The organism is Gammaproteobacteria bacterium, assembly GCA_016200485.1.
GTDB lineage: Bacteria > Pseudomonadota > Gammaproteobacteria > Tenderiales > Tenderiaceae > JACQEP01.
This window is the reverse complement of sequence record JACQEP010000010.1, coordinates 257,364-271,069: the sequence shown is the minus strand read 5'-3', so window position 1 is coordinate 271,069 and position 13,706 is coordinate 257,364. Positions and strand designations below refer to the sequence as shown.

Annotated in this window: 17 protein-coding genes; 8 read left to right on the top strand and 9 right to left on the bottom strand. The window is 54.2% G+C overall.

Translation table 11 applies throughout. From position 1 onward, the window contains the following. Nucleotides 1-11: 11 nt before the first annotated feature. The 7 genes from HY272_06610 to HY272_06580 all read left to right on the top strand — a co-directional run bounded on the left by HY272_06610 (nt 12) and on the right by HY272_06580 (nt 5,972). A complete protein-coding gene (locus HY272_06610; protein MBI3772353.1) occupies nt 12-227 on the top strand; it encodes a hypothetical protein in 216 nt (71 codons plus the stop codon). After that, nucleotides 214-612, top strand: coding sequence for a hypothetical protein (locus tag HY272_06605; GenBank protein MBI3772352.1), 399 nt, complete (start codon nt 214-216; stop codon nt 610-612). Before HY272_06610 ends, HY272_06605 begins: the two co-directional genes overlap by 14 nt. A 52-nt stretch (nt 613-664) precedes the next feature. After that, nucleotides 665-3,298 carry a fused MFS/spermidine synthase gene (locus tag HY272_06600; protein MBI3772351.1) on the top strand — a complete coding sequence of 878 codons (2,634 nt, stop codon included), beginning with the start codon at nt 665-667 and terminating at the stop codon, nt 3,296-3,298. Between the two features lie 216 nt (nt 3,299-3,514). Continuing rightward, nucleotides 3,515-4,831, top strand: a complete 1,317-nt coding sequence (locus HY272_06595; GenBank protein ID MBI3772350.1) for a 4Fe-4S binding protein — start codon at nt 3,515-3,517, stop codon at nt 4,829-4,831. Continuing rightward, a complete protein-coding gene (locus tag HY272_06590; GenBank protein MBI3772349.1) occupies nt 4,828-5,256 on the top strand; it encodes a hypothetical protein in 429 nt (142 codons plus the stop codon). Before HY272_06595 ends, HY272_06590 begins: the two co-directional genes overlap by 4 nt. Then, nucleotides 5,243-5,560, top strand: coding sequence for a hypothetical protein (locus HY272_06585; protein ID MBI3772348.1), 318 nt, complete (start codon nt 5,243-5,245; stop codon nt 5,558-5,560). The genes HY272_06590 and HY272_06585 overlap by 14 nt, the downstream gene beginning before the upstream one ends. A gap of 4 nt (nt 5,561-5,564) precedes the next feature. Next, complete coding sequence (locus HY272_06580; GenBank protein ID MBI3772347.1) at nt 5,565-5,972, top strand: hypothetical protein; 408 nt, start codon at nt 5,565-5,567, stop codon at nt 5,970-5,972. On the opposite strand, the gene HY272_06575 is transcribed toward HY272_06580, so the two are convergent. The 9 genes from HY272_06575 to HY272_06535 all read right to left on the bottom strand — a co-directional run bounded on the left by HY272_06575 (nt 5,958) and on the right by HY272_06535 (nt 12,559). After that, a complete protein-coding gene (locus HY272_06575) occupies nt 5,958-6,425 on the bottom strand; it encodes a hypothetical protein (protein MBI3772346.1) in 468 nt (155 codons plus the stop codon). The two genes, HY272_06580 and HY272_06575, sit on opposite strands and share 15 nt — an antisense overlap. Nucleotides 6,426-6,519: 94 nt before the next feature. Next, the gene (locus HY272_06570) at nt 6,520-7,032 is read right to left on the bottom strand and encodes a hypothetical protein (protein ID MBI3772345.1); all 513 of its coding nucleotides are present in this window, start codon (nt 7,030-7,032) and stop codon (nt 6,520-6,522) included. Continuing rightward, complete coding sequence (locus HY272_06565; GenBank protein MBI3772344.1) at nt 7,029-7,541, bottom strand: cbb3-type cytochrome c oxidase subunit I; 513 nt, start codon at nt 7,539-7,541, stop codon at nt 7,029-7,031. The genes HY272_06570 and HY272_06565 overlap by 4 nt, the downstream gene beginning before the upstream one ends. Nucleotides 7,542-7,867: 326 nt before the next feature. Then, a complete protein-coding gene (locus HY272_06560) occupies nt 7,868-8,119 on the bottom strand; it encodes a YfhL family 4Fe-4S dicluster ferredoxin (GenBank protein ID MBI3772343.1) in 252 nt (83 codons plus the stop codon). Nucleotides 8,120-8,172: 53 nt separating this feature from the next. Further along, the gene (gene coaD, locus HY272_06555) at nt 8,173-8,652 is read right to left on the bottom strand and encodes a pantetheine-phosphate adenylyltransferase (GenBank protein MBI3772342.1); all 480 of its coding nucleotides are present in this window, start codon (nt 8,650-8,652) and stop codon (nt 8,173-8,175) included. A gap of 157 nt (nt 8,653-8,809) precedes the next feature. Then, on the bottom strand, nt 8,810-9,004 hold the full coding sequence (locus HY272_06550; protein MBI3772341.1) for a hypothetical protein: 195 nt from the start codon (nt 9,002-9,004) through the stop codon (nt 8,810-8,812). A gap of 250 nt (nt 9,005-9,254) precedes the next feature. After that, the gene (gene rsmD, locus HY272_06545) at nt 9,255-9,821 is read right to left on the bottom strand and encodes a 16S rRNA (guanine(966)-N(2))-methyltransferase RsmD (protein ID MBI3772340.1); all 567 of its coding nucleotides are present in this window, start codon (nt 9,819-9,821) and stop codon (nt 9,255-9,257) included. Continuing rightward, nucleotides 9,818-11,137, bottom strand: coding sequence for an insulinase family protein (locus HY272_06540; protein ID MBI3772339.1), 1,320 nt, complete (start codon nt 11,135-11,137; stop codon nt 9,818-9,820). Before HY272_06540 ends, rsmD begins: the two co-directional genes overlap by 4 nt. Nucleotides 11,138-11,179: 42 nt before the next feature. Further along, nucleotides 11,180-12,559, bottom strand: a complete 1,380-nt coding sequence (locus HY272_06535) for an insulinase family protein (protein MBI3772338.1) — start codon at nt 12,557-12,559, stop codon at nt 11,180-11,182. A 135-nt stretch (nt 12,560-12,694) separates the two neighbouring features. Here HY272_06535 and ftsY point away from each other — a divergent pair, with 135 nt between their 5' ends. Beyond that, on the top strand, nt 12,695-13,678 hold the full coding sequence (gene ftsY, locus HY272_06530; GenBank protein ID MBI3772337.1) for a signal recognition particle-docking protein FtsY: 984 nt from the start codon (nt 12,695-12,697) through the stop codon (nt 13,676-13,678). The last annotated feature ends 28 nt before the right edge of the window (nt 13,679-13,706 follow it).

Genomic DNA, 13,706 nt, shown 5'->3' with positions numbered 1-13,706 from the left:
TGAATGGTTTAATGAAAATAGTATCGCTGGTGGTGCTGTGGCTGGTGGTGCCGGTGGCCCAAGCGGATAGTTATCGTTACATGCATGTCTCGATCGAAACGCCGTGGATGATATTCCTGTTTTTGCTGGTGGCGGTGTTGATGCCTTTTATCTTGATGGCGATTCTGTATTGGCGTACGGCGATGCGGCGTAGCCGCGAAGCGGATGCGGCAGATGGAAGTGAGTAGTGGAATTAAGACCATGGGACTGATCAGAAGGTTTTTGATGTGGATGTTGTTCGCGGGTCTGATGATTGGCGGGGCAAGTGTTGCTGTGGCGCAAACCGGGCCTGCCAAGCCGGGGGATGACAGTCTGACGGTAATGCAAAAATTCAATGAACATTCCGAGGCTAAGGGCGGGGTGTTTAAGCTGACTGACAAGGCAAAGCATCAGGTTCTGTTTGTCATGGGTGCGTCTTTGCTGGTAATGATTGGATTGACCGCGTATTTTGGATTGTCGATGGCGTTTGGCGGCAAGGACGTGTTTGTAGGCCACATGATTTGTGCCGGTCTGACGGTAACGCTGGCGGTGGCGCATGCGGTGACATCCTTCGTCTGGTTTTTTCCCTTTTAATTGTTTTTTAGCAGCCGATTGACCGGTTGATGGGTTGGTATCGGTTCCCGCCATGAATCAATCCGTTAGTTCTCCTGGGATTTCCTTGAATCGTGGCGTTGGCCAAGCCATTGTCGCGCTCTATTTTGTGTCCGGCGTGGCTGGACTCGCTTACCAAGTGTTATGGGCGCGGATGTTGTCGCTGCAATTTGGCGTCAGCATCTTTGGCGTGGTGATTACTGCGGCCGCGTTCATGTTGGGGCTGGGGGGCGGCGCGCTCTATGGCGATCGGTTGGGCACCAGAATCCAGCAGCCATTGCGTTGGTTTGCGCTGCTTGAAGCGGGCGTGGCGGTTTATGCGCTGGCCTTGCCGTTCTTGTTGCAGGTGATTCAAAACACGGTGACGGGGCTGGCGCCGTCATCATTGCCCGGTTGGTATGGCCTGCAAGCTATCGCTGCTTTGATCTTGGTTATGATTCCCGCGTTTGCGCTGGGCGTCGGTTTTCCCATGGTGTTGCAGGCGTTACGCTCGACGCCGATTTCCTTGGCGCGTATTTATGGTGTTAATACTTGCGGCGGTGCTTTAGGCGCATTGCTGCCGTTATGGTTGTTGCCGAATGTGGGATGGGTGGCAGCGCTGTGGTTTAGTGCATTGCTGGGTTTGAGCGTGGCTGCGATCGCGTTTCTTTTGTCACGGCGTGTTGTTGCAGAAGCTGCAGTGGATTTGCCCGCCGGAGTAAATTCAGGTTCTTTGCCGTTGTCCTCAGTGTTGGCCTATGCGGCGGTAGGTGGCGCCGCGTTGATGCTGGAAGTGGGGTGGACGCGCCTGTTCGGGATGTTGTTGCTGCGCACTGAATACGTGATGGCGGTAATCCTGACCGTATTTTTGCTCGGTATCGGCATCGGTAGTTTACTGGCGCGGCGGCTGTGTGCGCCAATCTGGTTTGATTTGCTGCCAATGCTCGGCGCTGGCTTTGCATTGTTGAGTCTGTGGGGAATTGAGCCGTTGGCGGCGTGGGCCGAGGCAGTGGAGTTTTCCAGTCTGGCGCTGGCGATGTCGGCGCAGAGCGTAATGATTGCGTTATTGACATTGCCAGTGACGCTGATTCTTGGCGCCTGGTTGCCGCTGTTGAGTATTCGTTTAGGTGATGGCGGTGCCCGTTTGTATGGCGCTAATGCTTTAGGCGCAGCAACCGGTGCTTTGATTGCCGGTTTCGTGTTGATTCCGCTGCTGGGGACTCACGGTACCGTGATCGTGGCGGCGGTGTTGTTATTCATCGCCGGGATGACCTGGGCGCGGCGCAGTGTCTGGTTGGCCTTGCCGGTCATGTTGGTGTTGGCGTGGCCGGTGCGGAATTTGCCATCGGTCAGTGAATTGTTGCCGCAGACCCAGGCCAATAGCCGCGATGTGATGCTGCACGAAGATGTGCTGGGGATTACCCATGTTACACAACGTGCCGATGGTCAGCGTTTACTGCTGGCTGATTTGCAGCGCATGGATGCCTCAAGCGAACCCCTGGCGGTGATTTCGCAACAGAATCAGGCGCGCCTGCCGTTGTTGTTGCATCCCGCGCCGCATAAGGTGTTGTTCTTGGGGATGGGAACGGGAATCTCCGCGGCGGGTGCCTTGCCATTTCCAAATCTGGAGATTACAGCAGTTGAATTATCCGCAGGTGCGATCACGGCGGCAGAACAATGGTTTGCGCCGGTGAACGCAGATGTCAGCCGTAAGATACATGTCGTGCGCGATGACGCGCGGCGTTTTTTGCTGGTGGATAAATCCCACTACGATGTGATTATTGGCGACTTGTTTCATCCGGATCTGGTGGGGCGCAGCACCTTGTTGTCACGGCAGCAGTTCGCGCGGGCCAAGGCGCGGTTGAATGCGGGCGGGATTTTTGTGCAATGGCTGGCACTGAATCAATTCGATCCCGAATCTCTGGCCGCCGTGATCCGTAGTTTTCAGCGTGAATTTGATAATGCAGTATTTTTTGCCGATGGCTTCCGCTTGGCGATGGTGGGACGGCAAGGCGGCGCCATTGAGGCCGCCGCGACGCTGGGACAACTGGCCCGGTTGGCGCCTGAAGCTGCAGCACAGGTGACGGGTGGTGAGGGCGGCTGGACCTGGCTCGGCCGCTACTGGGGACGGCTTGAGGTCGGTCCGGGGCCGGTCCAGGACGAATGGGCGCCAGTGATTGAATATCGCCTGCCACGAGTGCGCTACGGCGGCGGCATGAATGTGGCGGACACGATGGAATGGTTGTTGGCGCGGCGGCCGGATCTGCCAACGGCCATGCGCGAACTGGCGGTGCCTGAGGGCGAACGTGAGCCCTTTGAGCGGGCCTTTGTTGCGACCGAGCTGTCTGCCCGCGCCTGGCTGGCGCAGTTCCGTGAGCGGGTGCGTGAGAGCCAGCAGCTATTACGCCTGGCCTACCAAGCCAATCCCCAGGATCGTTGGATCCGTGGTGCCGTGGCCGACCGGATGTATGGCAGTCTCGGACAAATGGCGGCCCAAGGGATGGATATGAGCCGTGCTCTCGAGGCCATCCTCAAAGTGAGTCCCGAGCATGCAGATGCCTTGCGTCAGGCCTGGCAGTTGGCAATCGAGGCTGGTCGGCTCGACAAAGCCGAGGAATATCGTAGTCGTTTGGTCCAGATTAGTCCCCTGGATGCGGCGCTAGCGGGGAAAGCTCAATCTCAGCCTTAGATCATTAAGGATGAAGTCTCTACCCCCAGCATGGTAAATTATCGCGATGAACTTAAGAAACCCCGTTTTACCACAGAGGCACGGAGAACACAGAGGAAAAACAGATGGGTGCTTTATTTCGGAAATTCACCTGCCGGAAGATCACCATCAGATCGTCAACCCATCGATTCTTGTTTTTTCTCTGTGCCTTCGTGCCTCTGTGGTGAGGAATTTAGGATGAATAGTTCTGACAAGGCCTTAGCCAAAATTCCCATTGTCATTGAGCGCGCGGCGCCCAGCCAGCGGCTGCATTGGCAGCGTCGCGCGTTTCAGATGTCGGTGATGGCGCTGCTGGTGTTGATCCCATTGACGGGCCTGTTTCGTATCGATCCGATTCAGGGCGCTTTTGTTGTACTCGGCCGCCAGGTCTGGTTTTCCGATTTCAGCATTGTGTTCGGATTCTGGGTGGCAGTGGCCTGTGCCCTGGCGATGACTTATTCGCTAGTCGGCACTGCATTTTGCGGTTGGGCCTGTCCGCAGAACACCTTGTCCGAATGGGCAAACCAGATGACGCATAAATTGCTCGGTAAGCGCGCCGATGTCAGTCTCGATGGCACGCCGATGCAACTGGCGCCTGCCAAAAACAAAATGGTGAATTGGCTGATCCTGATGGGACTGTGTATTTTGGTTGCCGGCGCAGTCGCGTTGATTCCACTATTTTATTTTTATGAGCCTGAAGCAATCTGGAAGTTTGTGAGCTTCCAGCACGATGCGCGTCTCGCGCCCTCGCTGCACTGGATCTACACCATCTTTTTCCTGATTGTGTTGATCGATGTCACCATGATTCGCCACTTCATGTGCCGCTTCATGTGTATCTATAAAGTTTGGCAGCATACCTTTAAAACCAGCCAGACGCTGCATATCGCCTATGATGAGAGCCGTAGCGATGAGTGTACCAAGTGTAACTATTGCGCCACGTCCTGTTTTCTTGGCATTGATCCGCGCAAAACCGAGGTCTATGACACCTGCATCAATTGCGGTGAGTGTGTCACCGCCTGCGATACACTGCATGCGCGCAAGGGTAAAGGTGTGAGCTTATTGAAATTCGCAGTGGGTGAGCGGCAGGGACGGCAGTTCAATGAATTCAAGACCAGTCTCAGCAGCCTGTTTGGACGCGCCACGTGGGTGTTACCGATATTTGTGTTGGGTCTCGGCATGTTTGTCTGGGGGCTGGCAACTTACGAGCGCTACCATATCGCCGCCTATCGCGCCGATACCCTGCAAGCTGATCAAGTCCTGGATTATCGAATTTCGCTGGCGAACAAGTTCTACGCACCGGCGGAATTTACGATCAAAATCGAGGGGCTGCCCGCAGGCAGTTACACGCTTGAGCGTAGTGTTGTCGCCAGCGACACGGCGGGCCGTATTAACGTCGCCCTGCATCTGAGTCCGGAATTACCCAAGGGCCTGTATCCGTTCCTGGTGCGGGTTAAAACCAACGATGGCTGGGAAGATAGTTTCCGCGTCCATCATTTTGTCGCAGGTAAAGTATGAAAGATGAAGAACACAAACCGCTAGCCAAAGAACAGCTCACTGAGATTCATAGTGAGTGGGAACAAGCCCCACAAGATCATTTTGGATACACAAGTGATGAAGAACGTCTTGCCAAGCGGGGCATGGAAGATTGGGAGTTAGTGAATTCGATTCCTGAATCGCAAAAACCCGTGCCTAAATGGTTCATCGGCGTGGTGCTGGTGGTATTGCTGGTCGCCATTGGCTTGAGCTTCCCGTTCTGGGGGGATCGCCCCGGTTACGAACGCGCCTGGGTGGATTGGGGATTTGCTGTTGCCTTGGTTTATATCTCCGTCGCGGCCACATTCGTTTATTACATGGTTCGCCTGTATGGTTCCTCGGCGGGAGGACGTCTCGATTCTGACAAGACTGACGGGCAGGATAGCTCCCAGCATGACACCAAGTAAGTGTCTGTGGTTTGGTACGGTTCTTGGTGGTGTCTTGACGATGGCGGGATGCGACGTTCCCGCTAACTCGTCGCAACATACGGTTAAGATCGTTGATCCCAGCTCGCCCGGGGCGGCGTTGTTTGTGAAGTTCTGCTCCGATTGTCATGCCCCGCCCAATGTGTTGACCCATACTGCCGCTGAATGGCCCAATGTGGTTTATCGCATGCAAGAGGAACGGCGGATGCGAGGTTTGCATTTGTTGAATGAGGACGAACGGGCAGCGTTGTTGGCCTACCTGCAGCAATATGCGAAAAATGGGTGATGTGATGCGTAATGGATTAGTGATGCTAATGATCGGATTGTTAACTGCCTGCAGTGGTTCTGGGTCAGCAGCACGCATGGCGACGCAGCAGTGGCAGGATATTGTTGTCGAGGTGCAGTCCCAGCCGGAACCGGTGCAGCCAGGCATGAATGAATTTCTGGTGCTGGCTACAGAAAAGCGTGGGCGGCCCGTGCATGACCTGGTCATCTCGATGCGGATTCGCGCCGATGAACCCTGGCGTCAGGCGATTCAGGATGGTTTCAGCGGCGTTTACCGCCGTGCCTTGAGTGTTACGGCGTCGGATACTGATCTGGCGGTGCAACTACACCGCAAGCGCGATAATGCTGAGACCGAATTGCATTTTTCGTTAGTGCCGCCCGGGGAACAAGTGCCAAGTTCAGAATCGAAGTAAAATTGAAATAAAACAAATAATCCCCAACGTCACGGCGACAAGAAAACACCAATACGCATAGCCGTAAAATTGTTGCGTCAGCACCAGTCGCCTGGCGATGTCATTGCGCAGATTTTCGACCTCGGTATATGGGACATCGCTCAAGCGGTCAAAAATTATCCGGCTCCTGATACCGGCCAGCAGCCCCTCCAGGAAATCCGTGATTCGCACGCAGTTCAGGATGTTCCCCAGGGAAAGGATCAGACACACGAGCGCCCCGCCGATAAGCCACTTTTCAAAGGCGCCGATCGCGCTGATGTTGTCGAAGTTGAAACCGATCGTGGCGATGATCAGCACAATGCCGCTCATTGATCCGCCTTGTAATTGGGTGAATACCTTGTGCGAGGATTCAAGCACCGGCTTCCAGGCATCCATGTAGGCGAAAAATTCCTCGCGCGAATAATCATTCTGCATATCAGCCTCCCCATGATTTGCGTGAGTGGTGGAGCAACTGTACAACGATTCCATGCCATCCCTGATTAAGTGTGGCACAGGGGGAGTGGTAGGGCTAACCCTTTTTTAACCTTTGTGCCAAACGTGCACTTTCTTCATAACGGCGCAACATCAGGACTTGATCGCCGCCGCGCTGGTCACGGCAATTAGGGCAGGTGAGGTAGGCGAGATAGAGATCTTTCGGCATGCGGCCGCTGTCCAGCAATTGCGATTGCATTTCGCGGACACTATTGCGAATCGTCTCCATACCACCTCGATGCAATTTGCCGCGTAGCTTTAGCGGGCTCGGCAGACGTTTCACCTGATGTGAAGGTGAATCAGCATTTTTCAGCAAGGCAATGATTTCACCTTTCCACCAACCGGTGCGGGTCAGTGTCAAGCCGGGCCAGCTTTCCGGCAATTCCAATTGTTGAATCAAGTGCCGCACTCGACCGCGATAGACGTCATAGCCCATAGGCATGTGCAGAAACGTCGGTAAGGGCAAGATCAACGCGGCATGCCCGCCCAGATCGATATCGCGATTGTTCCAATCGGGAACGGTTTCCGGGCAACCGCAGGGTAATGTCATGGTTTTTTAGGCATGCTGCGGATGGTCATGGCGACATTGGCCAGAAACAGCCACATGCCAAAACCCATCACCGAGGCGGAGGCCGAGGCCAAGGGGATGTATATCTTATGCACGCTGTCCATCTGCGGTGAATCCTGCAACAGCAATATTCCTTCCCAGGTGCCGAATATCATCAGTACGCTGTAGAAGCTGCTGACGCCGAGTACGGTCCACCAGAAGGAGTGTTCCACCAAACGCTTTGACCAAATGGGAGTGCCGGTCATTTTGGGTAGTAGGTAATACGTTGTGGCCATGGCCAACACCATCACGCCGCCGATGAGATTGATATGGGCGTGAGCCAGAGGATCAATCATATGGCCAGGGCCACCGTAGGGACTGCCGATGGAATCCAGCCAGGCGCGAATCGACGGAATCATCTGCAATACACCGTGGACACTGCCGATGAAAAAACTGGTGACCGAGACGACCAGGAATTTTACAAGATGGCGTTGCTCTGCCTGTGCTTCCATTGTGGCGTGACCGAAATAATGATGTTGGCGAACCGAGTTTTTAGGAGTTATTACAGTAAAAAAGCCCGGTCACCCGGGCTTTTTTACGCAACTGCGCCGTAGCGCAATTATTACCGCTTGATGTTCTTCACTGCTTCGCCAGACATGGCGTTGGACAGCAATACAGAAAGACCAAAAAACAATACGATCGGAACCAAAATACCTGGAAATATCATTTTATCCTCCTCCCTAAGCGGACTGGTTTAACCAAGTTCTCAACTTATCAGAACAACTCGGGCCAGTCTAGTCAAAATAAGCGGTGGGTGCAAGCCCTGCACGGTTAACGGTTATGCCTTGCCGGAGATCTTCAGGTACTTCGTGTACAGCTGGTCCTTGGTCTCGACGACATCGGGATTTTTGGGAATACAGTCCACGGGGCAGACATCCACGCACTGTGGGGTATCGTAATGCCCCACACACTCCGTGCAGAGGTTGGGGTCAATCACATAGATCTCTTCACCTTGGGAGATGGCGTTATTGGGGCACTCCGGCTCGCAGACGTCGCAGTTGATACATTCGTCCGTAATCATCAAGGCCATGGTTCTACTTCCTGCTTTACTGACAGCGCTATAGTTGAGTAATTTAGTCAAGTTTATCTGAATTTCGCCTTCAGGGCGAGATGTACTGCCGGGTGGACAAAGCTCGAAATATCTCCGCCCAAAGCGGCGACCTCCTTCACCAGGGTGGAGGAGATAAAAGCATATTGTTCGCAAGGCATCAAGAACATGGTCTCGATGTCAGGGGCCATTTTGCGGTTCATGCCGGCCAACTGGAATTCATATTCGAAGTCCGAGACTGCCCGCAGGCCACGCAGGATGACCTTGGCGCCTTGTTGGCGGGCAAAGTCTACCAGCAATGTATCGAAGCCGACCACTTCGATGTTAGGCATGTCGCCCAGTATTGTCCGGGCCAGTGCCAGGCGCTCCTCCTGGCTGAATGCGGGCGTCTTGCCGCTACGCGCGGCCACAGCGACGATGATCCGATCGAACAACGGCAGGGCGCGCTCAATCAGGTCCGTGTGGCCATTGGTCATCGGGTCAAAAGTGCCAGGATAGATGGCGATACGGCTCATGCAGGTGTGTGTCCGGGTAAAGATTAATTTCGAAATAATACCATGATGGCAGAGGGTGCGTTAGTTGCAGCACCCAAGGAAGGAGCCGATAACAAAAAGGCCGCGCCTTAATGACGCGGCCTTTTTGTTATCGGCTAATGCTATTTAAATGTCAGAGTCAGGCGGTCGTGTTGATGATACTGCCTATCGTGGAAGTGGAAGAAAGTTTATGGTTAGGTTCCTGTTGCTCAACTTCTCCAGTGTGGCTGCCATCATTATCGCCATCGTTGTCGCGCTTTGGTTGAACACGTTGGGCGTTGCTGTTTTGTTGTGGTATGGGGGTGGCTGCATTTGAAACACCGTGTATAGCCATTTCATGACCTCCTTAAGACAGGGCATAATGCCCATATGTTTATATCGACAATTTGTATTGTATCTTGAGCGCAGTAAAAAATATTGGGTCGTGCCATATCAATATTTAAATATTTGATTATTATGTATTTATATCGTTTCGTGGCAATTTTTGAGTAAATCTTTAATGAAACGTGAAGGGGGCATATTCGCCCCCTTTTTAGCGGAGAACTACTGAAGGGTATATAAACCTTAATTCTAATATGCAGATATCAGGCTTGCGGCACCGTGGCGAGGTGATAACCCACATCCCCTGCCGTCTTGCTGCGTAATAAATTCCAATTCGGCGGCAGCGCCGGCGGGCCTTGTTTGGAGGGGCTTTCGAGATAGATACGGGCACCGTCTTTGAGCCAGCCACGTTCAGTGAGTAGTTCGCAGCATTGTGTCAGGCAGTCGAGGCGATAGGGGGGATCAAGGAATATGACGTCAAATGGGGTAACAGGGCCGCGCAGGAAAGAGAATGCGTCGCTGGTGATGACGCGGCCGCAGGTGCTGTTGAGTGTGATGAGATGTTGCCGAATTTGATCAGCGACGCGTGGATTTTGTTCGACAAACACGACTTCGCTTGCGCCACGCGATAAAGCTTCCAGCCCTAGCGCGCCGCTGCCGGCGAAGAGATCCAGGCAGCGTGCGCCTTCGATAATGCCTTGCAGCCAGTTGAACAGCGTTTCGCGGACGCGATCCGGTGTCGGCCGCAGATCATCGGCGGTGGGGAAGCTCAGCTTGCGGCCGCGCCATTCACCGCCGATGATTCGAAGTTGGCCAGACTGCTTGCTCAAGGTGCAGCAGCATCAGCGTTGGCTTGGGCGCCGACGATGACGGTTAACATTTTGTCTGGGTGAATGCGACGCTTGAACGCATCTTTGATCTGCTCGGCAGTTACCGCTTCAATCTTGGCATTGAAGGTGTCGAGATAATCGAGCGGCTGATTATAAAAGCCGATTGCGGCGATGTTCTCGATAATCTTCTTGTTGCTGTCCAGTCGCAGCGCAAAACCGCCAGTGATATTTTGTTTGGCCTCGCGCAATTCTTCGGCTGTAGGACCGTCGTTCATGAAGGTTTGCAAGGTCTGCTGCAGGAGTTCCAGCGCTTGTGTGGCCTGATCTGTGCGGGTTTGCAGCCCCATCTGGAAAGGGCCAGCTTCGCGCATCGGGCTGAAATAACTGTAGGTGTTGTAAGAAAGGCCGCGCTTTTCACGGATTTCATCGCTCAGTCGCGACACCAAACCGCTGCCGCCGAGGATGTGATTACCGACGTAAAGCGGAAAATAATCCGGATCATCACGAGTGATAGCGGCTTGTCCGACCAGCAGGTGGGTCTGGGTCGAGGGGAAGTTTTTGGTAACGCGCACTGCCTGTGCACCCATTTTTACCGGTGGTAGCGCCGGCGCCGGTTCACCGGTGGGCAATTTGCCAATCAATTGTTGCGCGATTTTTTCCGCCTGCGCGCGATCGACGGCGCCGGTGATGGTGATGATGGCATTGCTGCCGACGTAATAGCGCTTGTGATGCTTGATCAGATCATTGCGTGTTAATTTTTTCAGCGATTGCTCGGTGCCGCTAGGGTCATGAGCATAGGGATGATCGCCATAAAGCGCATTGAAAAAGGCTTCATCGGCAATGGCCTCCGGCGATTGCTTCTTGGCTTGTAAGCCGATGAGTGCACGTTTGCGTTCGCGATCAAACGCATTTTGCGGGAAGCTGGGTTGGGTCAGAATCAGTGTCATGGTCTCAAGTGCCGGTTGCAGATACCGTGCATCGGTCAGGCTGCGTAGGCTGACTAAGCTCATATCACGCAACGAGGCGGTACCAAAGTCGGCGCCGATACTGTCGAAACGATCGGCGATTTGATCGGCATTGAGTTTGCCAGCGCCTTCTTCGAGTAAGCCTGCGGTCATGGCAGCGACCCCGGGTTTATCACCATCGCGGGCAGAGGCGGCATCAAACACGATGCGAATGTCGACCATCGGTAATTCCGGCGCCGGAACGAAATAGACGCGGGCGCCGTTGTCGGTTTGCCAGTGTTGGATAACAGGCGCGGCTTGGATAGAGATTGCGCTCAGACCTGTGGTCAGCACAATCAGGATGCGAAACATAATCTTTGTCATGGGAACTGAATCCTGTGTGATAGTTAAGGCTTAACGTAACGGCATATTGGCAGCGCCGGAATGGCCGGGCCGTTTGCCATCGAGTGGTTGCGGATCAAGCACAGCAACCGTAAGCCGGTCATCGGTCAGATATTTACGCGCGACATCGCGAATTTGTTCGGCAGTGACTTGCTGAATCTTGTCGGCGTATTGATCGCCGAGCTTCCAGTCATAACCTTGTGTGATCAGGGAGCCGATTTGCATCGCTTGATAAAATACTGAATCTTTTTCATAGACCTTGCTGGCGACAACTTGTGCCTTGACGCGGGCGAGTTCATCAGTGTTGACCAAATCAGATTGCAGGCGTTTGATCTCGGCGCGAATCGCCTTTTCAAGCTCGGCGATAGTTTTGCCTTGTGCCGGATTGCCTTCAATCAAAAACAAACTATCGAGCCGCGAGAAGCTGTCATAACCGGTGCCCACGCTTGCGGCAACCTGTTGTTCGCGTACCAGGCGTTTGGCAAAGCGGGCGCTGTTGCCGCCGTCCAGAATGCTGCTCAATACTGCCAGTGCATAAGGTTCCATGTTGTCATCGGTAACAGGAATCACCGGCGTTTGATAGCCCATAATCAGGTAGGGCAGTTCGGCAGGAGCCTTTACCGTAATCCTGCGCTCGCCTTTTTGTTCGACTTCCGTGCGGAGCTTGGATTTTGGTAGAACGCTGGGCTGCAACGGGCCAAAATGTTTTTTCGCCAATCGATAAACTTCCTCCGGATTGACGTCACCCGCGACCACCAGTGTTGCATTGTTAGGCGCATACCAGGTCTGATACCAGGAACGAATATCGTCAGCGGTCATTTGATCAAGATCGGTCATCCAGCCGATGACGGGGTTGTGATAGGGGCTGGTGACGTGGGCGGCGGCGTTGAAGCGCTCGGAGGTCAATGCCTCAGGTTCGTCTTCGGTGCGCATCCGCCGTTCTTCTATCACTACTTGGATTTCCTTGGCGAATTCGTCATCTAAAATTTTGAGATGACGCATCCGATCGGCTTCCAATTCCAGACTGATTTCAAGGCGGCCCTTTTCCAGGTTTTGGAAATAGGCAGTGAAGTCGCGGCTGGTGAAGGCGTTCTCGCGGCCGCCGTTGGCGGCGATGATCTTGGAGAACTCGCCGGGGGGGTGTTTATCAGTGCCTTTGAACATCATGTGTTCCAGGGCATGCGAGAGACCGGTCTGACCATCGTGTTCGTAGCTGCTGCCGACCTTGTACCAGACCATGGAGGTGACCACCGGTGCGCGATGGTCCTCTTTCACCAGGATCTTCATCCCATTATCAAGGTCATAGCTATGGACGGGGTTGTCGGCCAGGGCAGCAGTGCCGCTCAGACACAAGAACGCAGCTGCTGCTGCGCGCGATAGGTTTCGTAGCATGTTGTTTTTCCCTGTTACGTCTAAGGTGACGGTTGATTGTGATAGCATAACGTAATTGGTTAGACCCATACCATTTCTGAATTTTATGGGCATTTCGCAACAGTCAGTACACCGTTAATGTGACCACGGAGTTTTATGTTTGGTTCAAAGAAACAGCCCGTCGGCGACGTAGAGACCCCGGCGAAAACTGGGTTTTTTAGCCGCCTCAAGGAAAGCCTGAGCCGTACCCGCAGTAGCATCACGGAAGGCATCACCAATCTGGTCCTGGGCAAGAAGGCCATCGATGCCGATCTGCTCGACGAACTGGAGACCCAACTGCTGACGGCAGACCTGGGCGTTGAAGCGACCAGCGCCATCATCGATGATCTGACTGCGCGTATGAAGCGTAATCAATTAAGTGATGCCGACGCCTTGTTTGCCGCTTTGCGTGAAGACATGCGGGCGATTCTGGCGCCGGTATGTCAACCCTTGCAGGTCGATGCGGCGCACAAGCCCTATGTCATATTAATGATCGGCATCAATGGTGCCGGCAAGACCACCACCATTGGCAAACTCGCCAAGCGGCTGCAAAGTGAAGGGCGTTCGGTGATGCTGGCGGCGGGCGATACCTTCCGTGCTGCCGCAGTGGAACAATTGCAGACCTGGGGTGATCGCAACGGTGTGGCCGTCGTCGCGCAGCCACGCACGGCCGATCCGGCGTCGGTGGCTTTCGATGCGGTGCAGGCGGCCAGGGCACGGGGCATCGATGTCTTGATCGCCGATACCGCCGGCCGCTTGCATACGCAATCGAATCTGATGGAAGAGTTGAAAAAGATCCGGCGCGTGATTGCCAAGCTCGATGCCAGTGCACCCCATGAAGTATTGCTGGTGCTGGATGCCAGCATCGGCCAGAACGCCCTGGTACAGGCCGAACAATTTAACCGTGCTGTGGGCGTGACCGGCCTGGTCCTGACCAAACTCGATGGCACGGCCAAGGGCGGTGTGATTTTTGCGATCGCCAAAAAGCTGGGGATTCCGATCCGGTTTATTGGCGTGGGTGAAAGCATCGACGATCTGCGACCTTTTGATGCCGATGAATTTGTCGATGCCTTGTTGGCGCGCGGCAAGGGCGATTCATGAACCGCCCTTACAGATGATTTCGGATGGA

Coding starts and splice junctions, on each gene's coding strand:
- HY272_06610 (MBI3772353.1), top strand. CDS start 12: ATGAAAATAGTATCGCTGGTGGTGCTGTGGCTGGTGGTGCCGGTGGCC.
- HY272_06605 (MBI3772352.1), top strand. CDS start 214: ATGGAAGTGAGTAGTGGAATTAAGACCATGGGACTGATCAGAAGGTTT.
- HY272_06600 (MBI3772351.1), top strand. CDS start 665: ATGAATCAATCCGTTAGTTCTCCTGGGATTTCCTTGAATCGTGGCGTT.
- HY272_06595 (MBI3772350.1), top strand. CDS start 3,515: ATGAATAGTTCTGACAAGGCCTTAGCCAAAATTCCCATTGTCATTGAG.
- HY272_06590 (MBI3772349.1), top strand. CDS start 4,828: ATGAAAGATGAAGAACACAAACCGCTAGCCAAAGAACAGCTCACTGAG.
- HY272_06585 (MBI3772348.1), top strand. CDS start 5,243: ATGACACCAAGTAAGTGTCTGTGGTTTGGTACGGTTCTTGGTGGTGTC.
- HY272_06580 (MBI3772347.1), top strand. CDS start 5,565: ATGCGTAATGGATTAGTGATGCTAATGATCGGATTGTTAACTGCCTGC.
- HY272_06575 (MBI3772346.1), bottom strand. CDS start 6,425: ATGCAGAATGATTATTCGCGCGAGGAATTTTTCGCCTACATGGATGCC.
- HY272_06570 (MBI3772345.1), bottom strand. CDS start 7,032: ATGACATTACCCTGCGGTTGCCCGGAAACCGTTCCCGATTGGAACAAT.
- HY272_06565 (MBI3772344.1), bottom strand. CDS start 7,541: ATGGAAGCACAGGCAGAGCAACGCCATCTTGTAAAATTCCTGGTCGTC.
- HY272_06560 (MBI3772343.1), bottom strand. CDS start 8,119: ATGGCCTTGATGATTACGGACGAATGTATCAACTGCGACGTCTGCGAG.
- coaD (MBI3772342.1), bottom strand. CDS start 8,652: ATGAGCCGTATCGCCATCTATCCTGGCACTTTTGACCCGATGACCAAT.
- HY272_06550 (MBI3772341.1), bottom strand. CDS start 9,004: ATGGCTATACACGGTGTTTCAAATGCAGCCACCCCCATACCACAACAA.
- HY272_06540 (MBI3772339.1), bottom strand. CDS start 11,137: ATGTTTCGCATCCTGATTGTGCTGACCACAGGTCTGAGCGCAATCTCT.
- HY272_06535 (MBI3772338.1), bottom strand. CDS start 12,559: ATGCTACGAAACCTATCGCGCGCAGCAGCAGCTGCGTTCTTGTGTCTG.
- ftsY (MBI3772337.1), top strand. CDS start 12,695: ATGTTTGGTTCAAAGAAACAGCCCGTCGGCGACGTAGAGACCCCGGCG.